The 25,787-nt window shown below is 59.1% G+C and carries 19 protein-coding genes; 13 read left to right on the plus strand and 6 right to left on the minus strand.

Annotated elements, in window-relative coordinates:
* Nucleotides 1-29: 29 nt before the first annotated feature.
* A complete protein-coding gene (locus ABLU67_RS17580) occupies nt 30-599 on the minus strand; it encodes a hypothetical protein (protein WP_014229290.1) in 570 nt (189 codons plus the stop codon).
* 207 nt (nt 600-806) lie between these two features.
* On the opposite strand from ABLU67_RS17580, the gene ABLU67_RS17585 reads away from it, so the two are divergent.
* The 6 genes from ABLU67_RS17585 to ABLU67_RS17610 are packed head-to-tail and all read left to right on the plus strand — an operon-like array spanning nt 807 to nt 7,920.
* A complete protein-coding gene (locus ABLU67_RS17585) occupies nt 807-2,429 on the plus strand; it encodes a TIGR04028 family ABC transporter substrate-binding protein (protein ID WP_025108260.1) in 1,623 nt (540 codons plus the stop codon).
* 10 nt (nt 2,430-2,439) lie between these two features.
* Nucleotides 2,440-3,384, plus strand: coding sequence for an ABC transporter permease (locus tag ABLU67_RS17590; protein ID WP_064357515.1), 945 nt, complete (start codon nt 2,440-2,442; stop codon nt 3,382-3,384).
* Nucleotides 3,381-4,232: an ABC transporter permease gene (locus ABLU67_RS17595; RefSeq protein WP_148849963.1), complete on the plus strand. Its 852-nt coding sequence runs from the start codon at nt 3,381-3,383 to the stop codon at nt 4,230-4,232. The genes ABLU67_RS17590 and ABLU67_RS17595 overlap by 4 nt, the downstream gene beginning before the upstream one ends.
* The gene (locus ABLU67_RS17600) at nt 4,229-5,833 is read left to right on the plus strand and encodes an ABC transporter ATP-binding protein (RefSeq protein ID WP_049082266.1); all 1,605 of its coding nucleotides are present in this window, start codon (nt 4,229-4,231) and stop codon (nt 5,831-5,833) included. The genes ABLU67_RS17595 and ABLU67_RS17600 overlap by 4 nt, the downstream gene beginning before the upstream one ends.
* Nucleotides 5,830-6,819 carry a putative FMN-dependent luciferase-like monooxygenase gene (locus tag ABLU67_RS17605; RefSeq protein ID WP_025108257.1) on the plus strand — a complete coding sequence of 330 codons (990 nt, stop codon included), beginning with the start codon at nt 5,830-5,832 and terminating at the stop codon, nt 6,817-6,819. Before ABLU67_RS17600 ends, ABLU67_RS17605 begins: the two co-directional genes overlap by 4 nt.
* A gap of 9 nt (nt 6,820-6,828) precedes the next feature.
* Complete coding sequence (locus tag ABLU67_RS17610) at nt 6,829-7,920, plus strand: alkylhydroperoxidase domain protein (RefSeq protein WP_049082267.1); 1,092 nt, start codon at nt 6,829-6,831, stop codon at nt 7,918-7,920.
* 16 nt (nt 7,921-7,936) lie between these two features.
* On the opposite strand, the gene araJ is transcribed toward ABLU67_RS17610, so the two are convergent.
* The 4 genes from araJ to fdnG all read right to left on the minus strand — a co-directional run bounded on the left by araJ (nt 7,937) and on the right by fdnG (nt 14,025).
* Entirely contained in the window at nt 7,937-9,088 is a 1,152-nt protein-coding gene (araJ, locus tag ABLU67_RS17615) for an MFS transporter AraJ (RefSeq protein WP_025108255.1), read from the minus strand.
* A gap of 344 nt (nt 9,089-9,432) precedes the next feature.
* Nucleotides 9,433-10,089: a formate dehydrogenase-N subunit gamma gene (gene fdnI / locus ABLU67_RS17620; RefSeq protein ID WP_004120645.1), complete on the minus strand. Its 657-nt coding sequence runs from the start codon at nt 10,087-10,089 to the stop codon at nt 9,433-9,435.
* Entirely contained in the window at nt 10,082-10,966 is an 885-nt protein-coding gene (gene fdxH, locus ABLU67_RS17625; RefSeq protein ID WP_014838425.1) for a formate dehydrogenase subunit beta, read from the minus strand. The genes fdnI and fdxH overlap by 8 nt, the downstream gene beginning before the upstream one ends.
* A gap of 11 nt (nt 10,967-10,977) precedes the next feature.
* The gene (fdnG, locus tag ABLU67_RS17630) at nt 10,978-14,025 is read right to left on the minus strand and encodes a formate dehydrogenase-N subunit alpha (protein ID WP_148849960.1); all 3,048 of its coding nucleotides are present in this window, start codon (nt 14,023-14,025) and stop codon (nt 10,978-10,980) included.
* 226 nt (nt 14,026-14,251) lie between these two features.
* On the opposite strand from fdnG, the gene yddG reads away from it, so the two are divergent.
* Complete coding sequence (gene yddG / locus ABLU67_RS17635; RefSeq protein WP_004850709.1) at nt 14,252-15,130, plus strand: aromatic amino acid DMT transporter YddG; 879 nt, start codon at nt 14,252-14,254, stop codon at nt 15,128-15,130.
* A 120-nt stretch (nt 15,131-15,250) separates the two neighbouring features.
* On the opposite strand, the gene ABLU67_RS17640 is transcribed toward yddG, so the two are convergent.
* Nucleotides 15,251-16,741: an MFS transporter gene (locus ABLU67_RS17640; RefSeq protein ID WP_004850706.1), complete on the minus strand. Its 1,491-nt coding sequence runs from the start codon at nt 16,739-16,741 to the stop codon at nt 15,251-15,253.
* A 118-nt stretch (nt 16,742-16,859) separates the two neighbouring features.
* Between ABLU67_RS17640 and ABLU67_RS17645 the strand changes: the two genes are divergently transcribed.
* The 6 genes from ABLU67_RS17645 (at nt 16,860) to narI (ending at nt 25,761) form a co-directional block, all read left to right on the plus strand.
* On the plus strand, nt 16,860-17,435 hold the full coding sequence (locus ABLU67_RS17645) for a TetR family transcriptional regulator (RefSeq protein WP_224384695.1): 576 nt from the start codon (nt 16,860-16,862) through the stop codon (nt 17,433-17,435).
* A gap of 190 nt (nt 17,436-17,625) precedes the next feature.
* Nucleotides 17,626-19,014 carry a NarK family nitrate/nitrite MFS transporter gene (locus ABLU67_RS17650; protein WP_301718625.1) on the plus strand — a complete coding sequence of 463 codons (1,389 nt, stop codon included), beginning with the start codon at nt 17,626-17,628 and terminating at the stop codon, nt 19,012-19,014.
* Nucleotides 19,015-19,107: 93 nt separating this feature from the next.
* Nucleotides 19,108-22,848, plus strand: coding sequence for a nitrate reductase subunit alpha (locus ABLU67_RS17655; protein WP_064357537.1), 3,741 nt, complete (start codon nt 19,108-19,110; stop codon nt 22,846-22,848).
* On the plus strand, nt 22,845-24,389 hold the full coding sequence (gene narH / locus ABLU67_RS17660; RefSeq protein WP_348852421.1) for a nitrate reductase subunit beta: 1,545 nt from the start codon (nt 22,845-22,847) through the stop codon (nt 24,387-24,389). Before ABLU67_RS17655 ends, narH begins: the two co-directional genes overlap by 4 nt.
* On the plus strand, nt 24,389-25,084 hold the full coding sequence (narW, locus tag ABLU67_RS17665) for a nitrate reductase molybdenum cofactor assembly chaperone (RefSeq protein ID WP_348852422.1): 696 nt from the start codon (nt 24,389-24,391) through the stop codon (nt 25,082-25,084). The genes narH and narW overlap by 1 nt, the downstream gene beginning before the upstream one ends.
* On the plus strand, nt 25,081-25,761 hold the full coding sequence (gene narI / locus ABLU67_RS17670) for a respiratory nitrate reductase subunit gamma (protein WP_014838419.1): 681 nt from the start codon (nt 25,081-25,083) through the stop codon (nt 25,759-25,761). Before narW ends, narI begins: the two co-directional genes overlap by 4 nt.
* Nucleotides 25,762-25,787 lie beyond the last annotated feature (26 nt).

Genomic DNA, 25,787 nt, shown 5'->3' on the forward strand with positions numbered 1-25,787 from the left:
CCCGCTACGGGAGAGGTTTAATTGTCCCTTTACACGCACGGCCCCGTTGCGCAACCGTACATCATCACCAGCGGAAATAGCGGCACCAGCGGAATCAGGGCGATCTCTCCCAGAGGGCTAATGGTCTGCGTTTTATCGTTAATTGACACGACGACGGGTCTGGCAAGGCGATAAGCGTCATCCAGCTCATTGGGATCAACGGTTGACCAGAAACCGGTCGCTTTAAACAGTACGCCAAGATGGTCGTTGTCCAGCGCGGTCGCGTGATACTGGCTGGTTAACAGACTTAGCTGACTGGCATCCAGTCTGCGCTTGTCGAGCACCACCAGATATTCCGCAACAACCTCATGCTGTTTCACGACAAAATTCACCCGTACGCCGGATGCGACCTTATTGAAGCGTTCGTAGAAAGTATTATAACGCTGGTACTCCTGCGGCACCCCTTTACGGAAGAATCGATAGCTGTATTTGTTTGAATTGGCAATGATGCCCGACTCAATAGGTTTAACCTTAATAATGGTATCGGTAGAGGGCAAATTGGGTGCGCTGGTACAGCCTGCCAGCACCGTCATCGCCAACATCAGTAAATACTTCAGCATCGTCGCTATCCCTTTATTACGCTGACTATCTCTCAGTCATTAAATTATCCAGCATGAGTTTCAGCTGAAAGGCATGTAAATACCAGCCCCTAAAAATCGAGCCGGGTATAAATGCTTTTTATGCAAATGCTTAGCGCAAATCCTTACTTCCTTTGTTAAAACGCGCGCCCGATGATGGCCAAACAAGAGATAACAAAGGAATTCACCATGCACACCCGTTTTCGCCTGCCCGCGCTGGCGGCATTTTTTTTGAGCGGCGCGTTTTCCGCGTGGGCCGCCGACGCGCCGGTTAAAGGCGGCACGTTAATTTATCTGGAGCAGCAGCCGCATACCAATCTTTATCCCCCGGCCGGAGGCTTTTATCCTAACGGCGGTATTCTTAATCAAATAACCGATAAGCTGACCTGGCAAAATCCAAAAACCTTACAAGTCGAACCGTGGATTGCCGAAAGCTGGAGCGCCAACGCGGATAAAACCGAATATACCTTTAAGATTCGCCCTGGCGTCACCTTTTCTGATGGCACCCCGCTTGACGCCAATGCGGTTGCCAAAAACTTTGATACCTACGGTCTCGGTAACAAAGCGCACCGCCTGCCGGTGTCCGAGGTGATTAATAACTACGATCGCAGCGAAGTCATCGATCCGCTGACGGTTAAGTTCTACTTTAAAAAGCCCTCGCCGGGATTTCTGCAGGGCACCGCGACCATCGGCTCCGGGCTGGTTTCCCTGAGCACCCTGGCGCGAAATTTTGAAGAGCTGGGCGACGCCCGCCATATTATTGGCTCCGGGCCTTTTACGGTTAAAGATGAAAAGCCGGGACGTGAACTCGCTCTGGTCGCACGTCAGGATTATCAATGGGGGCCGAAAAGCCTCGCCCAGCAGGGGCCAGCGAATCTCGACGGCATAACCTATATCGTCACCCCGGAAGATGGCGTACGCGTTGGCGCGCTGCTGGCAGGCCAGGCCGATTTTATTCGCCAGGTGCAGGCCTATGATGAAAAGCAGGCAACCGATCGGGGCTTTAAAATCTATGCCGCCCCGACGCGCGGCGTTAACGACAGCCTGAGCTTCCGCCCGGATAATCCGCTGGTTGCCGACCTGCGCGTTCGTCAGGCGCTGCTGCACGCCACCGACGCCAGACAGGTGGTTGAAACCCTGTTCTCCGCCAACTATCCGCAGGCGACCTCCGTCGTCGCCAGCACCGCGGCCGGATACGTTAACCTCAGCGATAAGCTGGCTTTCGATCCGGCCAAAGCGAAACAGCTGCTTGATGAGGCGGGCTGGAAACCGGCCGCCGACGGTATACGGGTCAAAGATGGCCAGCGCCTGGCATTAACCGTCTATGAATCCCTGCCCCAGCCGCAAAACAAAGAGGTACTCCAGCTTGTCGCCCAGCAGTGGCGCCAGGTCGGCGTTGCGCTGGCGGTCAAAGCCGGTGATGCCGGCAGCCGTACGCTGGACAGCCTCGACCCGTTGAAAACGCCGCTTACCGTGTCAGAAGTGGGCCGCGCCGACCCTGACGTGGTGAAAAGCATGTTCTTCCCCGCTAACCGCGACGCGCTGCTGCAAAAAGGCGGCTCCAGCGACAAGGTCCAACGCTTCCGCGACGATAAGCTCAACGCGCTGCTGACCGCGATCTCAGCCGAAGTCGAGCCGCAAAAACGCCTCCAGCTCACCGGCGACGCCCAGCGCTACCTGCTCGACAACGCCTACGTAATCCCGATATTTGAAGAGCCGCAGGTCTTTGCCGGCGCGCCGTGGGTGAAAGGCGTCAGTTTTGAAGCGGTAGGCCGCCCGTCGTTCTACGGCGCCTGGCTGGAAAAGCACTAAGGAGCCCGCGATGAGCCACTATCTTCTGCGGCGGTTCGGTCAGGGTTTACTGGTACTGTGGGCCGCGTTTACCCTCTCCTTCGTCCTGTTACAGGTGCTGCCCGGCGATGCGGTACTGATCAAGTTTCAGAATCCGGATCTGGGGCTCAGCCCTGAGCAGATCGCCGAAATGCGCCTCGCCTACGGGGCCGATAACCCGCTGTGGAGACAGTACTTCCACACGCTGATGGCCATGCTGCGTGGCGATTTTGGCTATTCGCTGCAGGCCGGGCTGCCGGTCAGCGCGCTTATCGCCAGCAACCTGCCGGAAACATTAAGCCTGGCGCTGCCCGCCTTTGCTCTGGCGGTGGCGCTGGCCTTCGCCCTCGCCTTCGCCTCACGGCTGCCGGGCCTGCGCTGGCTCAGCAACGCGCTGCAATCCCTGCCGGCGCTGTTTATCTCGCTGCCGACGTTCTGGCTCGGCATCGCCCTGATTCAGATTTTCTCCTTTCAGCTGCGCTGGATCCCGGTGATCAATCCCGGGCCGATTGAGGGGCTGATTTTGCCCATTATTGCCGTCGCGGTGCCGATTTCCGCTCCGCTGGCGCAAATCCTGATGCGCAGTCTGGATCAGGTCGCCGCGCAGCCATTTGTCGCCGTTGCCCGCGCCAAAGGCCTGAGCGAAACCGGCGCCCTGTGGCGGCACGTTACCGGCAACGCCCTGCTGCCGGTGCTCAACATCGCCGGTCTGCTGCTGGGGGAACTGATCGCCGGCGCGCTGATTACCGAAACTGTGTTTGGCCGCGGCGGTCTGGGGCTGCTGACGCAGCAGGCCGTCAATAATCAGGATATCGCGGTACTGCAGGCGGTGGTGATGATCTCTGCCCTCGGTTTCGTGCTGATTAATCTGCTGGTCGACCTGCTGATGCCGCTGTTCGATCCGCGCCTGAAAACCGTTATCGGAGGTGCCGTATGAGCCTGGTGGATTACGCAACCGCCGCGCGCCGCCGCACGTCAAACTGGCGTACGCGGCGCGTTCAGCCCGGTCTGCTTCTGGCCTGGGCGGTGATGATCGTTGCCGCGCTGATGGCTATCGCTCCGCAGCTGTTTACCGCCTATAGCCCGCTGGAAGGGTTCCCCGGCGCCCAGCGGCTGGCCCCGCAGGCCGGCCACTGGCTGGGAACCGACCAGCTGGGCCGCGATCTGTGGAGCCGCATCGTCTTCGGCGCCGTTCATTCGCTTTCCGCCGCGCTGGCGGCGGTGGCGATCGGCCTGTTTATCGGTACCGCGCTGGGCACGCTGGCCGGCGCGCTGGCGGGACGCGTGGAGTCGGCAATCATGCGCCTGGTCGACGTGCTGCTGGCGATCCCCTCTTTATTGCTGTCGCTGACGGTCATCATTCTGCTCGGTTTCGGCACGCTCAACGCCGCCGTCGCGGTCGGCGCGGCGGCCGTCGCCAGCTTTGCCCGCCTGGCGCGAGCGGAGGTGGTCCGCGTACGCCACAGCGACTTCGTCGAAGCGGCCTACGGCAGCGGCGGCACCTTTCTCGCCGTTTTCTGGCGGCATATTCTGCCCAACTCGCTCACCGCGGTGCTGGCCTTTGCCACCCTCCAGTTCGGCCAGGCCATTCTGGCGCTCTCGACCCTGAGTTTTCTCGGCTACGGCACGCCGCCGCCGGTCCCGGAGTGGGGTCTGCTGATCGCCGAAGGCCGCAACTATCTCTCCACCGCCTGGTGGCTGACCACCCTTCCCGGTATTGCGGTGATTGCGGTCGTGCTCGCCGCCAACCGTATTAGCCGTCAATTTAGCGGAGAACGCCGATGAATGTTTTAAGCGTAGAGCATCTGCGCATCAGCTATCGTTCACAGCGTGAATGGCGCGAGGTCGTGCACGACGTGAGTTTTCAGGTCAAACGCGGCGAAATGCTGGCGTTTGTCGGTGAATCCGGCTCAGGTAAAACCACCACCGCGCAGGCGATTATTGGCCTGCTGGCGGATAACGCGCGCCGGGACAGCGGGCGTATCTTGATTAATGGCGAAGATATCAGCGGCTGGTCCGCTAAACGCCTCGACGGCCTGCGCGGCGCGCGGATTAGCCTGGTGCCTCAGGATCCGGGCAACTCCCTGAATCCGGTGAAAACCATCGGCGCGCAGGTGGGCGAAATCCTGCGTCTGCATCAAAAAAGCAGCGTCGCGGCGCGTAAAGCGCAGGTGCTGGCGCTGCTGACCAAAGTTGGGCTGAGCCACCCGGAACAGCGCATCGATCAATATCCCCACCAGCTTTCAGGCGGTATGAAGCAGCGGGTGCTGATTGCTATCGCGATCGCCCTGAAACCCGACTTAATCATTGCCGATGAACCCACCAGCGCCCTCGACGTGACGGTACAGAAACGGATCCTCGACCTGCTGGATACGCTGCGCCGGGAGTCCGGCACGGCGGTACTGTTCGTCACCCACGATCTGGCGCTGGCGGCGGAACGCGCCGACCGTCTTCTGGTCTTTCGCCACGGCGAGATTCAGGAACAGGGCGCGACCGGCGACGTCATACGTACGCCGCAGCATACCTATACCCGCCAGCTGCTCAGCGATCTCCAGGGTTCGACGCTGACCATTGCCCCGGCCAGCGGGCGCGTGCTGGCGACCCCGGCGATCCGTGTGGAGGGCATCAGCAAACGCTTCTCATTAGGCCGCGCGCATTTGCAGGCGCTGGACGCCGTGAGCTTCGAGGTGAAGCGCGGAAGCACCCACGCGCTGGTCGGCGAGTCCGGCTCCGGCAAAACGACCCTTGCGCGGATCCTGCTGGGATTCGAAAAGGCCGATAGCGGCCATATCGCTATCGACGGTATCGATGCCGGGCATCTCAGCCGCGAGGCGCTCCGCCAGCTGCGGCGTAAAATTCAGTTCGTTTACCAGAATCCTTTTGCCTCGCTGGACCCGCGGCAAACGCTGTTTGAGATTATCGAAGAGCCGTTAAAAAACTTCGACCGCCTCAACGCCGAAGTGCGGCGCCAGCGCGTCGAAACGGTCGCCGCCCGCGTGGCGCTCGCTCCGGAGCTGCTGTCGCGAACCGCCCGTGAGCTTTCCGGCGGCCAGCGGCAGCGGGTGGCCATCGCCCGCGCCTTAATCCTTGAACCGACGATCCTTGTCCTCGATGAAGCGACTTCGGCGCTGGACGTCACGGTGCAGGCGCAAATTCTCGCGCTGCTGCAGCAGCTTCAGCAGCAGCTGGGGCTGAGCTATCTGTTTATCACTCACGATTTGGCGACGGTGCGCCGTATCGCCCACAGCGTGACGGTGCTGCGGGCGGGCCAGGTGGTTGAACACGGCGACGTCAGCCGACTGTTCAGCGCCCCGCAGCATGACTATACCCGCGAGCTTATCGCCGCGATTCCCCACTTTTCATCCCCGAGCAAGGAGGTTGCATGACGCGTAAACGACTGGGCTTTTTCACCCGTCTGCTGGACCACGCCACGCCTAAAGAGCGCTACCGGCTGGCCACCGAGCAAATTCGCCACGCGGAACGCCTGGGATTCGACAGCGCGTGGATCGCTCAGCACCATTTTCATGAGCACGAAGGCGGCCTGCCGTCGCCGCTGGTCTTTCTCGCCCACGCCGCGGCGCACACCGAGCGTATTCGTCTTGGCACCGCCATTATCACCCTGCCGATGGAAAACCCGCTGCGGGTGGCGGAGGATGCGGCGGTGCTGGATCTGCTCGCCGATGGACGGCTGGAGGTAGGCTTCGGCTCCGGCGGCACCCCCACTTCGTTTTTACCCTTCGGGCTGACGATGGACCAGCGCAGCGCGGTGTTTGCTGAACACCTGCATCTGATTCAAAGCGCCTGGCGCGGGGATTCGCTCTCGCACCCGGATAATCATCTGTACCCTCAGGCGCCGCAGCTGGCGGAGCGCATCTGGATTGCCACCTTTTCCATTGAGGGGGCGGTTCGCGCGGCTCAGGCCGGGCACGGGCTGATGCTCTCGCGCACGCAGCCGCGTCCGGCCGGACAGCCCACGCTGCCGCTGGACGCTATCCAGAATCCGATTATTGACGCCTATCTCGCCGCGCTGCCGGCGGGCGTCGAGCCAAGGATCCTCGCCTCGCGGACGGCCTTTGTCGCCGATAGCCAGCAGTATGCGCTGCAGGTCGCTGAACCCGGCCTGCGCCAGCAGGCTGCACAGCATCGCGCCGCAGGTCATGATATTATTGGTGACACTGTCACTGATTTTTTGCCGCAGCTTGACGCGCACGTTGGCGACCCGCAGCACGTCGCCGCTTCGCTGGCCCGCGATAGCGTCCTGCGGCGGGTAACCGATATTTCGTTTCAGGTGCACTCCGTTGAACCCTCGCACCGCGACACGCTTCGTTCCATTGAGCTGATCGCTCAGCATATTGCCCCGCAGATACGATAAGGAGTCACCATGACGCTCAGTCAGGATATATTGGCCGAACTGGCAGAAATTGCCCCAGATTCCGCCTTAGCGGCGGCGCGAGCCGTGCGCGAGGCGGCCACCCGCCATGCTCAGGGAAGTTATGAAACGCTGTTTGGTCAGCAGGATAACGACTTTCCGCTCGACGAGCGTTTTGCCGTGGCCGCGAGGGTGGCGAAGCTGCATGAGAGCGATGCGCTGGCCGCCCACTACGCCGGCTTTGGCATTGCCGACCCCACATCGCCGCGGCTGGCGCCGGCGCTGGCCTTTGCCCGGCTGTTGACCTTTACGCCCGTGGAGGCCACGCCGTCGGCGCTTGAGGCCTTAATCCGCGCCGGATGGAGCCTGCGCGGCATCGTCACCCTCGCCCAGCTTATCGCGTTTGTCAGCTTCCAGAGCCGGCTGGTCGTCGGGCTGCGCCTGCTTAACGGCAAAAATATCCACGTCGCACAAACCCCGACGGTGGCGGGATTCTGGCATACCTCGCCGCAAACCATCAGCGGTAAGAAGGCGCCGGTGCACTTCACCCGCGATGAACTGCACTGGGAGCCCTGGCTGGCGGCTAAACCGCTGGCGGAATTTACCCCCGACGAGCAGGCGCTGCTGGCGAAATTCGGCCACAGCGATTCGCCCTACTTCCGCCTGCTGGCGCGCAACCTGCCGCTCCTCGAGCAGCGCACGTTAACCGATAAAGGGATCTTTTATACTCCCGGCGGCCTGCCGCGCGCCGAGCGCGAGCTGGCGGCAACGGTGGCGAGCAAAATCAACGGCTGTATTTATTGCGCCTCGGTGCATGCGCGCAAAGCGGCACAGCTGGCCAAAGATGAAACGGCGGTAGAGACGCTGCTGGCGGTGACGCCGGGAGAGCAGTTAAGCGACGGGCAGACGCCGGGATGGCAGGCGCAGATCGATTTCGCCGCCGCGATTTCCGTTACCCCTCCCGCGTTGTCCGTTGACCACCTTGCCGCCGTCGAGCAACAGGGGCTGGATACCCTCGCCCGACTGGATTTACTGCAATCGGCGGCTTTCTTTGCCTGGGCCAACCGGTTAATGCTGACCCTCGGCGAGCCGTGGCAGGAATAGCCGCCAGCGGGCTTAATCAGGCCAGACGCCGCTGATGGCGGGCATAAATCAGCAGCGAACTGAGCGCAAGAAACGAAAGCAGCGCGGCCGGTAAGGCAACGAAACGCCAGCCAGGACCGGCCGTAATCATCATCCCGCCGAATAGCGCCCCAATGGCGCTGCCGAGATTAAAGGCGATCTGGCCGCCCGCCGCGCCCAGCATCTCGCCGCCCTTCGCATTTTGCAGCAGCAGAATTTGCAGCGGTGCCGACAGGGCAAACAGGGCCGCGCAGCAAATAAACGCGAGGGTTAATGCGGCGGCTTTATTCTCACCCAGCAGGAACAGAAGTAATAAAGTCACGACAATCACGCCATTCGTCACGGCGGCAATACGTAACGGGCTATAACGGACGGAGACTTTACCGCTGAATAAATTCCCCAGAACCATCCCCAGCCCCGCCAGCAGCATAATGGCTATGATGGCGCTCTCACCAAAACCGGAGACGTTAATCATAAACGGCTTAATATAGCTAAACCACGCGAATACGCCGGCATTGCCGAACATCGTCGCGGCAAAAATTAACCACGGTGCGGGCGATGTTAAAAAATGAAACTGCGAGCGCAAGCGCGTCGTCGGTTTATCAAACAGCGTGGGCACCCACCAGGCGATGGCGACCAGCACGGCGATGTCAAACACCGCAATCGCCAGAAAGGTATAGCGCCAGCTAAACTGATGGCCAAGCCAGGTTCCGGCGGGAACCCCCAGCAAATTAGCGACCGTCATTCCGGCAATCATTCCAGCCACCGCGGCGGTGACCTTCCCCGGCGGCGCAATTTTCGACAGAACGATCGCCCCCACGCCAAAGAAGGCGCCGTGCGGGAAACCGGAGATCAGGCGCCCCAGCGCCAGCATCGAATAGCTGGAAGATAGCGTAAAGATGGCATTGCCGATAACGCACAGCGCCACGAGGAACAGCATCACCGATTTTAACGAAAAGCGGCTGGAGAACAGCGCCATCACCGGCGCGCCGATGACGACGCCAAGCGCATACCAGGAGATCATATTGCCCGCGGCGGGAATCGATATCCCGACGTCATGGGCAATTTCAGGTAATACGCCCATGATGCCAAATTCCGCCATTCCGAGACCAAAAGTGCCAAGCGCTAACGAAAAAATAGTCTTTTTCATACAACTAATCACTTGTTATAAAACATACCGCCGGCATTATTGTGCATTATTAAACGGCAGACCAGATAAAAACGCCGGGTGGCATATTTATCCATAAAACGGCGTGATTATTTCATAGGTTCACTGGCAGATTGATTATTCAGTTCCTGAGGTAAATATTGAATTTGAAACGTTTATGCTTTGTTCGCCGATGATGACAAACCTTAATAATAAGCCGATCAAGCGCGAAGATTTTATCTGTAACTTAAAAAGCGCCAGAGGCGAAGTTATTTCCGCCATTGACGCCCTTGTTACCAATACCCGATCCGCTCCGGCTTCAGCCAGAGCGGGTTGCTCAGTTACGCTTACTTCAGCCCTTCACAGCTCTCTTTCTTCGCTTCCTGACGCTCCACCTCGCGATACCAGCGCGGATGATGCTTCTTCGCCCAGCGGCGACTCACCTTCCCTTCGATCATGCCTTTAATCGATCCCTTCACCCAAAACGCCATATACATGTGGATCAAAATCGCATGAATAAGAATAATCGCCGAGGTCGCGTGAATCAGCAGGCTATAGCGAATAACCTGAATCGGGAAATAGTGGGCAAACCAGGGCCGCCAGATAATCACGCCGGTCACCAGCAGCACAAAAATCATGCTCATGATGGTCCAGAACATCATTTTCTGCCCCGCGTTATATTTCCCTACCCGCGCCACTTTATGCTCGTTGCCTTTCAGTACCTCAATAATGCCCTTGAGCCAGGGGATATCCTGCTTGTCGGGAATATTGTGATGGACAAAGCGCACAAACATAAACATCAGAGCCACGAAAATCAGTACCCCGAAGAACGGATGCAGAATACGCCCCATCTGCGGCGTACCGAAGGTTTCGGTCAGCCACTGCAGCGTCGGGAAGAAAAACGAGATCCCCGATAGCGCCACCAGGAAAAAGCAGATGACCACCGTCCAGTGACAGGCGCGGTCAATAAACTTCGTGCGCACAATCATTTTCGATTTACTCATCATGCTCCTCCTCATCGTCATCCGCTTCTTTATTCGGCCCAATCCCGATGTAGTGATAAATCAGCCCGGCAAAGGTGGCGATAAACCCGACCGCCGAGAGCGGCTTCAGCGCGCCTTTCCACAGGTTGATCGACGTATCGATCTGCGGCTCTTTCGGCAGGTTGTGGTACAGCTCCGGCTGGTCCGCATGATGCAGCACGTACATCACGTGGGTGCCGCCGACGCCCGGCGGGTTATACACCCCGGCATGGGGATAGCCGCGTTTCTTCAGCTTTTCCACGCGCTCGTTGGCCACTTCCAGCATCTCTTTCTTGCTGCCGAAGTGAATCGCGCCGGTTGGGCAGGTTTTCACGCAGGCCGGTTCCTGGCCGACGCTGACCCGGTCAACGCACAGGGTGCACTTATAGACCCGGTTATCCTCTTTATTGAGGCGCGGGACGTTAAAGGGGCACCCGGCGATGCAGTAGCCGCAGCCGATGCAGTTCTCCTGCTGAAAGTCGACGATGCCGTTAGCGTACTGAATAATCGCCCCGGCGGACGGGCACGCCTTCAGGCAGCCCGGATCCTCGCAGTGCATGCAGCCGTCTTTGCGTATCAGCCACTCCAGCTTGCCGTTCTGTTCGGTTTCGCTAAAGCGCATTACCGTCCAGGATTTGGCGCTCAGATCGGCGGGGTTGTCGTACACCCCGACGCAGTGCCCAACCTCATCGCGGATATCGTTCCACTCGGAACAGGCCACCTGGCAGGCTTTACAGCCTACGCAGGAGGAGACATCGATCAGCTTCGCCACTTCCGCCTTAAAATCCCGCGCGCGCGGCGCGGGCGTGATCGGGTTGGTGGCGGAGCGTTTGATAATGTCCTGGGTTTCCATCGCCATGCATTCGCTCCTTACGCTTTCTCGATGTTGACCAGAAACGCCTTGTACTCCGGCGTTTGCGAGTTGGAATCCCCGACGTTTGGCGTCAGGGTATTGGCGATGTAACCTTTGCGGGCTACCCCTTCAAAACCCCAGTGCAGCGGGATCCCGACGGTTTCTACCTGCTGGCCGTTAACGTTGAGCGTTTGCAGACGACGCGTCACCACCGCTACCGCGCGAATAAAGCCGCGCTTGCTGCTGACCGTCACCCGATCGCCGTTGGCAATCCCCTTCGCTTTCGCCAGACCTTCGCTGATTTCGACAAACTGTTCCGGCTGCGCAATCGCATTGAGCAGCGCATGCTTGGTCCAGGTATGAAAATGCTCGGTCAGGCGATAGGTGGTGCCGACGTACGGGAATTTATCCTTCTTACCTAAACGAAGGGCATCCTCTTCATACAGGCGCACCACCGGGCTGGAGACCACGTTCGGGTGCAGCGGGTTGGTGCCAAGCGGCGTTTCCATCGGCTCGTAGTGTTCCGGGAACGGACCTTCCGCCAGCTTATTCAGGGCAAACAGGCGCCCCAGGCCTTCCGGCTGCATAATAAACGGCCCGGTTTTGCTGCCCGGCGGCGCGGTATTGAAGTCCGGAATATCGTTGCCAACCCACTTACTGCCGTTCCACTGGATCAGCATCCGCTTCGCATCCCACGGCTTGCCGTTAATATCCGCCGACGCGCGGTTGTACAGCACGCGCCGGTTGAGCGGCCACGCCCATGCCCAGCCGAGCGTGTTGCCAAGGCCTGACGGATCGGCGTTATCGCGGTTGGCCATCTGGTTGCCCTGCTCGGTCCAGCTGCCGGTATAGATCCAGCAGGACGACGCGGTGGTACCGTCATCGCGCAGCAGCGCGAAGCTGTTCAACAGCTGGCCCTTCTTCGCCAGCGGCGCGCCGTTAGCGTCGAAGAGATCCGCCAGCGCGTAGCCGTTGTTCTCTTTCGCGACCTCTTCTGATTCCGGACGATCCGGCTGCTTGTAGTGCCATCCCATCTTCAGCAGCGGCTCGACGCCTTTGCCGCCCTCGGTGCGATACAGCTCGCGCAGACGGTGGTAAATGCCGGCCAGAATTTCGCCGTCGTTGCGCGCTTCGCCCGGCGCGTCCTGGCCTTTCCAGTGCCACTGCAGCCAGCGCCCGGAGTTGGCGATTGAACCATCCTCTTCGGCGAAGCAGGTGGACGGCAGGCGGAACACTTCGGTCTGAATCGCCGCCGGGTCAACATCGTTCGACTCGCCGTGGTTTTGCCAGAAGGTCGACGTTTCGGTCACCAGCGGGTCGATAACCACCATGTACTTCAGCTTGCTCAGGCTGCGGACCACCTTGTTTTTGTCCGGGAACGAAGCCACCGGATTGAAGCCCTGGCAGATATAGCCCGTGACGTTACCGTTATCCATCATATTGAAATATTTGATAACGTCGTAAGCCTGGTCCCATTTCGGCAGCCAGTGGAAGCCCCAGTCGTTCTCTTTTTGCGCCGCGTCGCCGTAGAACGATTTCATCAGGCTGACGAAGAACTTCGGATAGTTGCTCCAGTAGTTCACCTGTTCGGCCAGCGTCGCCTTCGGCGTATTGGCGGCGAGATAGCTTTGCAGATCCGTCTGCTGTTCCGACGGCAGCGTCAGGTAGCCCGGCAGGCTGGTCGAGAGCAGGCCTAAATCGGTTAGCCCCTGAATATTGGAGTGCCCGCGCAGCGCGTTGACGCCGCCGCCCGCCATCCCCATATTGCCGAGCAGCAGCTGAATCATCGCCATGGTACGGATGTTCTGCGCCCCGACGGTATGCTGCGTCCAGCCCAGCGCGTAAAGGAAGGTGGTGGTTCGGTCCGCCGCGCTGGTTGACGCCAGCACTTCGCACACTTTGAGGAAGTCCGCCTTTGGCGTACCGCAGATATTCTCCACCACCTCCGGCGTATAGCGCGAAACGTGCTGCTTCAGCAGGTTCCAGACGCAGCGCGGATGCTGCAGCGTCTCGTCGCGCATGGCGTAGCCGTTTTCGTCGAACTGATAGTTCCACGACGATTTATCGTATTGACGCTTTTCGGCATCGTAGCCGCTGAACAGGCCATCTTCGAAGGCAAAATCGTCGCGCACCAGCAGGTTGGCGTTGGTGTAGTGTTTAACGTACTCGGCATTGATTTTGTTATTTTCGATCAGGTACAGCAGCACGCCCGACAGGAACGTAATGTCCGTGCCGGAGCGAATAGGCGCATAGATATCGGCCACCGACGCCGTGCGCGTAAAGCGCGGGTCGACGACAATCAGCGTCGCATCGTTGTTGTTTTTCGCCTCCATCGCCCAGCGGAATCCCACCGGATGGGCTTCGGCGGCGTTACCGCCCATCGCCACCACGACGTTAGCGTTTTTGATATCAACCCAGTGGTTGGTCATCGCACCGCGACCAAATGTTGGAGCAAGACTTGCTACCGTTGGTCCGTGTCAGACGCGCGCCTGGTTGTCTACCGCCAGCATGCCGAGGGAGCGCACAAATTTTTGCGTCAGCATGCCGGTTTCATTACTGGCCGCAGAGGCACATAACATCCCGGTGGACAGCCAGCGGTTAACCGTCACGCCCTGTTCGTTCTTTTCAATAAAATTGGCGTCGCGGTCGGCTTTCATCAGTTTGGCGATGCGGGTAAACGCGTCATCCCAGGAGATGCGCTGCCATGTATCCGAACCCGGCGCGCGGTACTGCGGATAGCGCAGGCGGTTGTCGCTATGAACATAGTCAAGCAACCCCGCGCCTTTCGGGCACAGCGCGCCGCGGCTCACCGGATGATCCGGGTCACCTTCAATGTGGTAAATCGCTTCTTTCGCGTTTTTCGCGCCGTCGCCCAGGCTATACATTAATAGCCCGCAGCCCACGGAGCAGTATGTGCAGGTGTTGCGGATCTCTTTGGCGCGCAGCAATTTGTAATTACGCGCCTGAGCCAGGGCCATTTTGGGCGCAAAACCCAATGCAGCGGCTGTTGTTCCGGCCATACCGCCTGCGCAGATTTTAAAAAACTTTCTGCGGCTGACGTCCATTGTTCCCCTCCATGCGGGATGTTTATTCATTGCGGGAGTGGAAATTAACAGCAATAACCCTGTTTTATTTGCGTCAAATCAATGTCCTGAACCCATGACCCCTTAATAGTCAGCCACGTTGAATTTCGTTACTCCATTGGGATTAAGCGCGGAGGAAAATATCCCCCGGAAGCGAAAAAAAAGTGTTATAAAACCCGACTGCGTTTGAACCAACATCAGGTTAAATATGGAGAAGAAGAGAGCCACGCTCATTGGATTGGCCGCTATCGTCTTGTGGAGCACCATGGTCGGGCTGATTCGTGGCGTAAGCGAAGGGCTTGGTCCGGTGGGCGGCGCGGCGATGATCTACAGCCTGAGCGGCCTTTTGCTGATCTTTACCGTCGGCTTCCCGCAAATACGCCAGATCCCTCGCCCCTATTTACTGGCAGGGAGCCTGCTGTTCGTCAGCTATGAAATTTGCCTGGCGCTGTCGGTCGGATTAGCCGGTAGCCGCCAGCAGGCTATTGAAGTGGGCATGGTTAATTATCTGTGGCCCAGCCTGACGATTTTATTCGCCATTCTGTTTAACGGCCAAAAAAGCAGCTGGTTGGTTATTCCGGGATTATTTCTCGCTTTATTCGGCGTCACCTGGGTATTAGGCGGTGAGCATGGTCTGAATGTAGATGAAATTACCCGCAACGTGGTTTCCAGCCCGCTGAGCTATATTCTGGCGTTCATCGGCGCGTTTATCTGGGCGGCCTACTGCACGGTCACCGCTAAATACGCGAAGGGCAAAAACGGGATTACCCTTTTTGTTCTGCTTACCGCCCTGACCCTGTGGCTGAAGTTCCTGTTCAGCGAACAGCCGCCCATGGTCTTTAGCTGGCCGGTGATAGCCAAACTGATCGCGCTGTCCGTTGCCCTGGGATTAGGCTACGCGGCGTGGAACGTCGGGATCCTGCACGGCAACGTCAGCCTGCTGGCCGCCGCCTCCTACTTTACGCCGGTGCTCTCCTCGGCGCTGGCGGCGGCACTGCTCAGCGCCGCGCTGTCGTGGTCGTTCTGGCAGGGCGCCGGAATGGTGTGCGCCGGCTCCCTGCTTTGCTGGCAGGCGACCCGGCGCTAAAACGGCGGCGGCCGACGCCTTAACGGCCTACAAGATCCGTGACTGACTTCAGCCCATCCCTGATGGCAATTCCCGGGAAGGGCACCTCTTCAATCATCTGGCAGCCAGCTGGCTAAAGGGTTAATTCAGCTCAGGCGCTTTTGCCAGACTACGCCAGATGCCGGCCGCCAGCAGCAGAAGCAGGACGCCAGCCGTCGCCAGCACGATGCTGTGCGAATGAATAAACGCCGCCTTCGCCGCTTCAAGCAGGCTTTGCGCCGGTATGGCGGGCAGCGACTGCGCCAGCTTAATCGCCTCGCTGATGGAGGACGACGCCTGCTCCGCCGCCGCGCCCTCAATTCCACCCGGCAGAACAATTGACGAGGTGTAGCTGCGGGTCAGGATCAGGCCAAACAGGGCAATCCCCAGTCCCGCGCCCAGCTCATAGGCCATGGTTTCGATGGCCCCTGCCGCCGCCGCTTTTTCCTTCGGCGCGGCGGCCATGATCGCCGAGCTGGAGGCCAACAGCGCGCTGGCGACGCTGAAGCCCAGCAGCGTCATCAGTCCCCAGGCCTGCCACTGCTGCGTACTGAAATCGGTCATCGACAGGCCGAGGAAGCTCAGGGCGCTGAGCAGCATTCCGCCGGTGGCGACCTCGCGCAGCCCCAGCCGCGATACCAGCATGCCGGCAATGGGCCCGCTGAAACCGCTCGCCACCATCACCGGCAGCATAAAAAGCCCGGCTTCAAAAGGCGTTTTACTATGTACAAACTGCAGCTCCTGGGCCATCAGCAGTTCAAAACCCACCAGCGTAATCAGCGCGGTCATCGCCATCATCACGCCGCTTAAAATAATGCGATGGGTAAACAGGCGCATATCGACCATGGGACGCGATGCCGAGAGCTGTTTGCGCACGAACCAGAACAGCATCGCGGCGCCAGATAGTGCCACCAGCCCGGTTAACCACAGCGCCATTTGCCCTTTGAGCGCCGTTTTGGCGCTAAAGACCAGCATCAAAATGGCGGCGATCAGGATTAGCGCCTGGAAAAGATTCAGCGGCTGCTCGCGCCGCGCGGGCTGACGCGGCACAACTTTGGCGTTAATCGCTATCACCAGCAGGACGATCGGCACGTTGATCAGGAAAACCGATCCCCAGTAAAAATGCTCCAGCAGCATGCCGCCAACCAGCGGACCGAACGCCGCGCCGCCGGAACCGACCGCTGCCCACAGACCAAGCGCCATATTACGCTGGTGCGCCTGCGAAAAGGTGCTGCGGATCCCGGCCAGGGTCGCAGGCACGATCATCGCCGCCCCCACCGCCAGCAGCGCGCGGGATGCAATCAGCGTCTCTGCCGTGGGCGAAAACGCCGCCGCCAGCGACGCGGTGCCAAAAATACCGCTGCCGAGCAGCAGCAGCCGTTTAAAGCCGATTTTATCGCCCAATGCGCCCATAGGCAGCACCATACCGGCCATTACCAGCGAATAAATATCAATAATCCACAGCAGCTCGTTACCGCTGGTCCCCAGCGCTACGCTGAGCGTTGGCGCAGCCACGTGGAGAACAGTGGCGTCAATCGCCACCGGAATATAAACCAACAAAATCGCCATCAGCGTCAACCATTGCCGAGACATACTACTTTCCCTCAACGTTAAAACTGGACAAGCGTCCAGGAAACGGATCCTGCCGGATTGTTGAACGAGTGTCCAACTTTTTGTTACTATCGCCAAAAAAACCGGGGTCACTAACGTTATGGGCTACTTAAATCGCGATGCGCGTCGGGAAGTTATTGTGCTGGCAGCCATGCGCGTAGCGCTTCGTGGCGGGTTTAGCGCTATGACCGTCCGCCAGATTGCCGCCGAAGCCGGCGTCTCCGCCGGTCAGCTGCACCACCATTTCACCTCCGCGGGCGAGCTAAAAGCCCATGCCTTCATACGGTTGATCCGCGAAATGATGGATATGCCGCTGGTCGCCGACGACGCCACATGGCGTGAACGCCTGTTTTCTATGGTGGGCAGCGACGACGGCAGGCTTGAGCCATACATTCGCCTGTGGCGCGAAGCGCAGCTGCTGGCCGATAGCGACAGCGATATCAAGGGGGCCTATCTGCTTACCATGAACATGTGGCATGAAGAGACCATGAAGATCATCCGCCAGGGAACCGCTGCCGGTGAGTTTAAGCCAAGGGACGATATGGAAAGCATTGCCTGGCGGCTCATTGCTCTCGTCTGCGGCCTCGACGGTATTTATGCGCTGGGAATGCAGGAAATAGATGATGCCGCCTTCAATCGGCATATCAATTATTCTATCTCGATGGAACTTTTTTAATTTTAAGTTACATTTAGTAACAAATAATACTGAGCTAATATTCGCGCGTCTTCTTTCGGCGCGCTTTTCTTATCTATTCTTCATTTATTACAACACATACATCCCCATCCCCTGATTTTATTTCTTTTATTAATTTGCTGTTTTACCAGTTTATTCTTTTTTGACGTGTTACTGTTCATTCGAGGGCAATATGCTGAGCAAAAATGAGAAAAAGAATCATTATCTTTTAAAAGAGTGGAAACCAGAAAATGCGGCGTTTTGGGAGAATAAGGGAAAGCAAATAGCGCGCAGAAATCTTTGCATTTCCGTAGGTTGTTTGCTACTCGCCTTTTGCGTCTGGATGCTATTCAGCGCCGTCGCCGTCAATCTCAATAAAATCGGATTTAATTTCACCACCGATCAGCTCTTTTTATTAACCGCTCTGCCCTCGCTTTCCGGCGCAATATTACGCGTCCCCTACTCCTTTATGGTACCTATATTTGGCGGGCGCTACTGGACGGTATTAAGCACGATTATTCTGGTGGTGCCCTGTATCTGGCTGGGTATCGCCATTCAAAACCCCGCTACTCCATTCTGGGTATTTATCACCATTGCCCTGCTGTGCGGTTTTGCCGGTGCGAACTTTGCTTCCAGCATGGGAAATATCAGTTTTTTCTTTCCCAAAGCGAAACAGGGCAGCGCGCTGGGTATCAACGGCGGCCTCGGCAATCTCGGCGTCAGCGTGATGCAGATGATCGCGCCGGCGGCGATTTTTCTGCCCATCTTCGCTTTTCTTGGCATCCATGGCGTGCCTCAGGAGGATGGCTCTCTTCTCGCGCTGAGCAACGCCGCCCTCGTCTGGGTTCCGCTGCTGGTGATAGCCACCTTCGCCGCCTGGGTAGGAATGAACGACATCGCCAGCTCAAAGGCTTCGATTCGCGAACAACTGCCGGTGCTGAAACGCCCGCATATGTGGCTGCTGAGCCTGCTCTATCTGGCCACCTTTGGCTCGTTTATCGGCTTCTCCGCCGGTTTCGCCATGCTGGCGAAAACGCAGTTCCCTGATGTTAACATCCTTAAGCTGGCCTTCTTCGGGCCGTTTATCGGCGCGCTGGCGCGTTCTTTCGGCGGGATTATATCCGACCGTCTCGGCGGCGTACGGGTCACGCTGGTGAACTTTGTGCTGATGGCGCTGTTCACCGGCCTGCTGTTTCTCACCCTCCCCGGCAGCGGCTCAGGCAGTTTTCTCGCCTTTTACGTGGTGTTTATGGGGCTGTTCCTGACCGCCGGTCTCGGCAGCGGTTCCACCTTCCAGATGATCGCCGTGATCTTTCGCCAAATCACCCTCGACAGCGTGAAGAAACGCGGCGGCAGCGACGAACAGGCCCAGCACGAAGCGGTGACCGACACCGCGGCGGCGCTCGGCTTTATCTCCGCCATCGGCGCGATTGGTGGCTTCTTTATCCCTAAAGCCTTCGGTACCTCGCTGGCGATGACCGGCTCCCCGGTCGGGGCGATGAAGGTCTTCCTGGTTTTCTACGTGGTTTGCGTGCTGGTGACCTGGCTGGTCTACGGCCGTCGTAAACCGGCAAAACAATAACGGCATATTCATCGGGTGGCGGCTGACGCCCTATCCGGCCTGGGGATCGTACGGTCTTTTCAGGCCGGACATTATCGGAGCAGGAGGAAGGTCATGAGTAAACTACTGGATCGCTTTCGCTACTTTAAGCAGAAAGGCGAGAGCTTTGCCAACGGCCACGGTCAGGTGTACAACACCAACCGCGACTGGGAAGACAGCTACCGTCAGCGCTGGCAGTTCGACAAAATCGTCCGCTCAACGCACGGCGTGAACTGCACAGGCTCCTGCAGCTGGAAAATTTACGTCAAAAACGGGCTGGTCACCTGGGAAACTCAGCAAACGGACTACCCCCGCACCCGCCCGGACCTGCCCAACCACGAACCCCGCGGCTGCCCGCGCGGCGCAAGCTACTCCTGGTACCTCTACAGCGCTAACCGCCTGAAGTATCCGCTGGCGCGCAAGCGGCTGATTGCGCTATGGCGCGAAGCGCTGGCTCAGCACCCGGACCCGGTGCAGGCGTGGGACAGCATCATGCAGGACCCGGTCAAAACCCTCAGCTACAAGCAGGTACGCGGCAAAGGCGGGTTTATCCGTTCAAGCTGGAAGGAGCTGAACCAGCTGATTGCCGCCGCCAACGTCTGGACCATCAAAAACTACGGCCCGGACCGCGTGGCGGGCTTTTCGCCGATCCCGGCGATGTCGATGGTCTCTTACGCCGCCGGCACCCGGTATCTGTCGCTGCTCGGCGGCACCTGCCTGAGCTTCTACGACTGGTACTGCGACCTTCCCCCCGCCTCGCCAATGACCTGGGGCGAGCAGACCGACGTTCCCGAATCCGCCGACTGGTACAACTCCAGCTATATTATCGCCTGGGGCTCCAACGTCCCGCAGACCCGAACCCCGGACGCCCACTTCTTTACGGAAGTGCGCTACAAGGGCACCAAAACCATCGCGATTACCCCGGACTTTTCGGAGGTAGCCAAGCTCAGCGACCAGTGGCTGGCGCCGAAACAGGGTACCGACAGCGCGCTGGCCATGGCGATGGGCCACGCGATCCTCAAAACGTTTCACCTTGATAACCCGAGCGATTATTTCCTCAACTACTGCCGCACCTACACCGATATGCCGATGCTGGTGATGCTTGAGCGTCGCGAGGAGGGTTTCTACGTTCCCGGCAGGATGGTCCGCGCCGCCGATCTGGTTGACGGGCTGGGCGAAAGCAATAACCCGGAGTGGAAAACCGTCGCCTATAACAGCGCTGGTGAACTGGTGGCGCCCAACGGTTCGATTGGCTTCCGCTGGGGAGAGAAAGGCAAATGGAACCTTGAACAGCAGGCCGCCGGGCAAGCCATTGAACTCAAACTATCGCTGCTGGATAGCCGTGACGACGTGGTGACGGTGGGCTTTCCCTACTTCGGCGGCAACGAAAACCCGCACTTTCGCAGCATCAAGCAGGATCCGGTGACGCTGCATCAGCTGCCGGTTAAGCAGCTCCCGCTGGCCAACGGTGAATCCGGCCTGGTGGTTAGCGTCTACGATCTGATTCTCGCCAACTACGGACTCGATCGCGGTTTAGACGATCCCAACGCCGCGCAGGACTTCGGCGAGATGAAAGCCTATACCCCGGCGTGGGCCGAACAGATTACCGGCGTCCCGCGCCAGCACATCGAGCAGATCGCCCGTGAATTTGCCGATACCGCGCATAAAACCCACGGACGGTCGATGATTATCCTCGGCGCCGGCGTCAACCACTGGTACCACATGGATATGAACTACCGGGGGATGATCAATATGCTGGTGTTCTGCGGCTGCGTCGGCCAGAGCGGCGGCGGCTGGTCGCACTATGTCGGCCAGGAGAAGCTGCGTCCGCAAACCGGCTGGCTGCCGCTGGCGTTCGCCCTTGACTGGAATCGTCCGCCGCGCCAGATGAACAGCACCTCCTTTTTTTACAATCACGCCAGCCAGTGGCGCTATGAAAAGCTGACCGCCCGGGAGCTGCTGTCGCCGCTGGCCGATGCCAGCCAATTCAGCGGCCATCTGATCGACTTTAACGTTCGCGCCGAGCGCATGGGCTGGCTGCCCTCCGCGCCGCAGCTGGGCGTCAACCCGCTGACCATCAAGGCGCAGGCCGCCGCGGCCGGACTGACTCCCGCCGACTACACCGCCCGGGCGCTGAAGTCCGGCGAGATCCGCTTCGCCTGCGAACAGCCGGATAACGGCAAAAATCATCCGCGTAATCTGTTTATCTGGCGCTCCAACCTGCTGGGCTCTTCCGGCAAGGGCCACGAGTATATGCTCAAATATCTGCTGGGCACCGACAGCGGTATTCAGGGCGATGAGCTGGGCGCCAGCGATGACGTGAAGCCCGAAGAGGTGGAGTGGCAGACCGCGGCCATCGAAGGCAAGCTCGACCTGCTGGTGACGCTCGATTTCCGCATGTCCAGTACCTGCCTGTTCTCCGATATCGTTCTGCCGACCGCCACCTGGTATGAAAAAGACGATATGAACACCTCGGATATGCATCCGTTTATCCACCCGCTCTCCGCCGCCGTTGACCCGGCGTGGGAGGCGAAAAGCGACTGGGAAATTTACAAAGATATCGCCAAAACCTTCTCCGAGGTCTGCGTCGGCCACCTCGATAAAGAGACCGACGTTGTGCTGGTGCCGCTGCAGCACGACTCCCCGGCGGAGCTGTCGCAGCCCTTCGACGTGCTGGACTGGCGGAAAGGGGAATGCGAGCTGACGCCGGGTAAAACCGCGCCGTCGATTGCCGTCGTTGAGCGCGATTATCCGGCGACGTATGAGCGCTTTACCTCCCTCGGGCCGCTGCTCGACAAACTGGGCAACGGCGGTAAAGGCATCACCTGGAACACCCAGAACGAGGTCGACTTCCTCGGCAAGCTTAACTACGTCAAGCTTGACGGCCCGGCCAAAGGTCGTCCGCGCATCGACAGCGCCATTGACGCCTCGGAAGTGATCCTCGCCCTCGCCCCGGAAACCAACGGCCAGGTGGCGGTCAAAGCCTGGCAAGCGCTCGGCGAGTTTACCGGCCGCGAGCATACGCACCTGGCGCTGAATAAAGAGGATGAAAAAATTCGCTTCCGCGATATCCAGGCCCAGCCGCGCAAAATTATCTCCAGCCCGACCTGGTCCGGCCTCGAGAGCGAGCATGTTTCCTACAACGCCGGCTATACCAACGTCCACGAGCTGATCCCCTGGCGCACCCTTTCCGGCCGCCAGCAGCTGTATCAGGATCACCCCTGGATGCGCGCCTTTGGCGAAAGCCTGGTGGTTTATCGTCCGCCCATTGACACCCGCAGCGTCAGCCAGATGAAAGCGATTCCGCCTAACGGCTTCCCGGAAAAAGCGCTCAATTTCCTGACGCCGCACCAGAAATGGGGCATCCACTCCACCTACAGCGAAAACCTGCTGATGCTGACCCTGTCGCGCGGCGGGCCGATCGTGTGGATCAGCGAAACCGACGCTCGCGAGCTGGGTATTGAAGATAACGACTGGATCGAGGCCTTCAACGCCAACGGCGCGCTCACCGCCCGCGCGGTGGTCAGCCAGCGCGTACCGCCGGGGATGACCATGATGTACCACGCGCAGGAGCGCCTGATGAATATTCCGGGCTCGGAAGTCACCGGACGGCGCGGCGGGATCCATAACTCGGTCACCCGCGTGTGCCCGAAACCGACCCATATGATTGGCGGCTACGCCCAGCTGGCTTACGGTTTCAACTACTACGGCACCGTCGGCTCCAACCGCGACGAGTTCATCATGATCCGCAAAATGAAAAATATTGACTGGCTGGATGACGAAGGTCGCGATGGGGTACAGGAGGCGAAAAAATGAAAATACGTTCACAGGTCGGTATGGTTCTCAATCTCGATAAATGCATCGGCTGCCACACCTGCTCCGTCACCTGTAAAAACGTCTGGACCGGACGCGAAGGGATGGAATACGCCTGGTTTAACAACGTCGAAACCAAACCGGGCATTGGCTATCCGAAAAACTGGGAAGATCAGGAGGTGTGGGAAGGCGGCTGGGTGCGCGATGTTAATGGCAAAATACGCCCGCGTCTGGGCGGCAAAATGGGCGTCATCACCAAAATTTTCGCCAATCCGGTGATACCGCAGATCGACGACTACTATGAACCCTTTACCTTTGATTACCAGCATCTGCACAACGCGCCGGAGGGAAAACACCTGCCCACCGCCCGTCCGCGTTCGCTTATCGACGGCAAGCGGATGGATAAAATCATCTGGGGCCCCAACTGGGAAGAGCTGCTCGGCGGCGAGTTTGAAAAGCGCGCCCGCGACCGAAACTTCGACAAGATTCAGAAGGAGATGTACGGCCAGTTTGAAAATACCTTCATGATGTATCTGCCGCGCCTGTGCGAGCACTGCCTGAACCCGAGCTGCGTCGCCACCTGCCCCAGCGGCGCCATCTACAAGCGTGAAGAAGACGGCATCGTGCTGATCGACCAGGACAAATGCCGCGGCTGGCGCCTGTGCATCAGCGGCTGCCCGTACAAGAAAATCTACTTCAACTGGAAAAGCGGTAAATCGGAGAAGTGCATCTTCTGCTACCCGCGTATCGAGTCCGGACAGCCCACCGTCTGTTCAGAAACCTGCGTGGGACGTATCCGCTACCTCGGCGTGCTGTTGTACGACGCAGACCGCATTGAAGAGGCCGCCAGCACCGAGCGCGAAATCGACCTCTACGAGCGGCAGTGCGAGGTGTTCCTCAACCCCCACGACCCGGCGGTGATTGAAGAAGCGCTGAAACAGGGGATTCCACAAAACGTGATTGATGCCGCCCAGCGCTCGCCGGTGTACAAAATGGCGATGGACTGGAAGCTGGCGCTGCCGCTGCATCCGGAATACCGCACCCTGCCAATGGTCTGGTACGTGCCGCCGCTGTCGCCGATTCAGTCCTACGCCGACGCCGGCGGTCTGCCGAAAAGCGACGGCGTGCTTCCGGCCATCGAAAGCCTGCGCATTCCGGTGCAGTATCTCGCCAATATGCTCAGCGCGGGTGATACCGGCCCGGTACTGCGCGCGCTGAAGCGCATGATGGCGATGCGTCACTACATGCGCTCGCAAACGGTGGAAGGCGTCACCGATACTCGCGCCATCGAGGAGGTGGGCCTGAGCGTTGAGCAGGTCGAGGAGATGTACCGTTATCTGGCGATCGCCAACTACGAGGACCGCTTCGTGATCCCGACCAGCCACCGCGAAATGGCGCGCGACGCCTTCCCCGAGCGCAACGGCTGCGGCTTTACCTTCGGCGACGGCTGCCACGGCTCCGACACCAAATTCAACCTGTTCAACAGTAGCCGCATTGACGCCATCAACATCACCGAAGTACGCGATAAAGCGGAGGGGGAATAATGCAAATCCTCAAAGCGATCGGCCTGCTGATGGAGTATCCGGATGAGTTTCTTTGGCAGTGCAAGGACGAGGTGCTGAGCATGGTGCATCACGACGCCCCTGTGCTCAACGACTTCGCCGCGCAGATGCTGAATGCCCCGCTGCTGGACAAGCAGGCCGAATGGTGCGAAGTGTTCGACCGGGGTCGCGCCACGTCGCTGCTGCTGTTTGAACACGTGCACGCCGAGTCCCGCGACCGCGGTCAGGCGATGGTCGACCTGCTCGCTCAGTATGAAAAGGCGGGCCTGGTGCTCAACTGTCGCGAGCTTCCCGACCACCTGCCGCTGTATCTGGAATACCTCAGCATCCTGCCGGAAAACGAAGCGCGCGAAGGTCTGCAAAACGTCGCGCCGATTCTGGCGCTGCTGGGCGGGCGGCTGAAGCAGCGCGGTGTCCCCTGGTATCAGCTGTTTGACGCCCTGCTCAGCCTCGGCGGGATCCCGCTATCAAGTGACAGTGTCACGCAGCAGGTCAACAACGAGTCCCGCGATGACACCCGCCAGGCGCTGGATGCGGTCTGGGAAGAAGAACAGGTGAAATTTATCGAAGACAACGCCACGGCCTGTGACAGCTCACCGTTACAGCAATATCAACGACGCTTTAGCCAGGACGTGGCGCCGCAGTACGTCGACGTCAGCGCGGGAGGCCCGAAATGATACAGTATCTGAACGTCTTTTTTTACGACATCTACCCCTACATCTGCGCGACGGTCTTTTTTCTCGGCAGCTGGCTGCGCTATGACTACGGCCAGTACACCTGGCGCGCCTCCTCCAGCCAGATGCTGGATAAACGCGGGATGGTGATCTGGTCGAATCTGTTCCATATCGGCATACTCGGCATTTTCTTTGGCCATCTGTTCGGCATGTTAACGCCACACTGGATGTATGCCTGGTTTTTACCCATTGCGGTCAAGCAGCAGATGGCGATGGTGCTCGGCGGCGTCTGCGGCGTCCTGACGCTGATTGGCGGCGCCGGTTTGCTCTGGCGTCGTCTGACCAACCAGCGCGTTCGCGCCACCTCGACCGCGCCGGATATCATCATCATGAGCATTCTGCTGATTCAGTGCCTGCTCGGGCTGAGCACCATCCCTTTCTCGGCGCAGTATCCGGACGGCAGTGAAATGATGAAGCTGGTGGGCTGGGCGCAGGGCATCGTCACCTTCCGCGGCGGCTCGTCAGAAATGCTCAGCGGCGTGGCCTTTGTTTTCCGCGTGCATCTGGTGCTGGGGATGACGATTTTCCTGCTGTTCCCGTTCACCCGGCTGGTTCACGTCTGGAGCGCGCCGTTTGAATATTTCACCCGCCGCTACCAGGTGGTACGTTCAAGACGCTGAGCAAAATCCGCAATCATCCCGGGTCG

Source organism: Klebsiella sp. GN_Kp190 (assembly GCF_040061795.1).
Taxonomy (GTDB): domain Bacteria; phylum Pseudomonadota; class Gammaproteobacteria; order Enterobacterales; family Enterobacteriaceae; genus Klebsiella; species Klebsiella michiganensis.

Excerpts from the sequence above, each read along its gene's own strand:
- ABLU67_RS17580 (WP_014229290.1), bottom strand. The coding sequence starts at position 599 with ATGCTGAAGTATTTACTGATGTTGGCGATGACGGTGCTGGCAGGCTGT.
- ABLU67_RS17585 (WP_025108260.1), top strand. The coding sequence starts at position 807 with ATGCACACCCGTTTTCGCCTGCCCGCGCTGGCGGCATTTTTTTTGAGC.
- ABLU67_RS17590 (WP_064357515.1), top strand. The coding sequence starts at position 2,440 with ATGAGCCACTATCTTCTGCGGCGGTTCGGTCAGGGTTTACTGGTACTG.
- ABLU67_RS17595 (WP_148849963.1), top strand. The coding sequence starts at position 3,381 with ATGAGCCTGGTGGATTACGCAACCGCCGCGCGCCGCCGCACGTCAAAC.
- ABLU67_RS17600 (WP_049082266.1), top strand. The coding sequence starts at position 4,229 with ATGAATGTTTTAAGCGTAGAGCATCTGCGCATCAGCTATCGTTCACAG.
- ABLU67_RS17605 (WP_025108257.1), top strand. The coding sequence starts at position 5,830 with ATGACGCGTAAACGACTGGGCTTTTTCACCCGTCTGCTGGACCACGCC.
- ABLU67_RS17610 (WP_049082267.1), top strand. The coding sequence starts at position 6,829 with ATGACGCTCAGTCAGGATATATTGGCCGAACTGGCAGAAATTGCCCCA.
- araJ (WP_025108255.1), bottom strand. The coding sequence starts at position 9,088 with ATGAAAAAGACTATTTTTTCGTTAGCGCTTGGCACTTTTGGTCTCGGA.
- fdnI (WP_004120645.1), bottom strand. The coding sequence starts at position 10,089 with ATGAGTAAATCGAAAATGATTGTGCGCACGAAGTTTATTGACCGCGCC.
- fdxH (WP_014838425.1), bottom strand. The coding sequence starts at position 10,966 with ATGGCGATGGAAACCCAGGACATTATCAAACGCTCCGCCACCAACCCG.
- yddG (WP_004850709.1), top strand. The coding sequence starts at position 14,252 with ATGGAGAAGAAGAGAGCCACGCTCATTGGATTGGCCGCTATCGTCTTG.
- ABLU67_RS17640 (WP_004850706.1), bottom strand. The coding sequence starts at position 16,741 with ATGTCTCGGCAATGGTTGACGCTGATGGCGATTTTGTTGGTTTATATT.
- ABLU67_RS17645 (WP_224384695.1), top strand. The coding sequence starts at position 16,860 with ATGGGCTACTTAAATCGCGATGCGCGTCGGGAAGTTATTGTGCTGGCA.
- ABLU67_RS17650 (WP_301718625.1), top strand. The coding sequence starts at position 17,626 with ATGCTGAGCAAAAATGAGAAAAAGAATCATTATCTTTTAAAAGAGTGG.
- ABLU67_RS17655 (WP_064357537.1), top strand. The coding sequence starts at position 19,108 with ATGAGTAAACTACTGGATCGCTTTCGCTACTTTAAGCAGAAAGGCGAG.
- narH (WP_348852421.1), top strand. The coding sequence starts at position 22,845 with ATGAAAATACGTTCACAGGTCGGTATGGTTCTCAATCTCGATAAATGC.
- narW (WP_348852422.1), top strand. The coding sequence starts at position 24,389 with ATGCAAATCCTCAAAGCGATCGGCCTGCTGATGGAGTATCCGGATGAG.
- narI (WP_014838419.1), top strand. The coding sequence starts at position 25,081 with ATGATACAGTATCTGAACGTCTTTTTTTACGACATCTACCCCTACATC.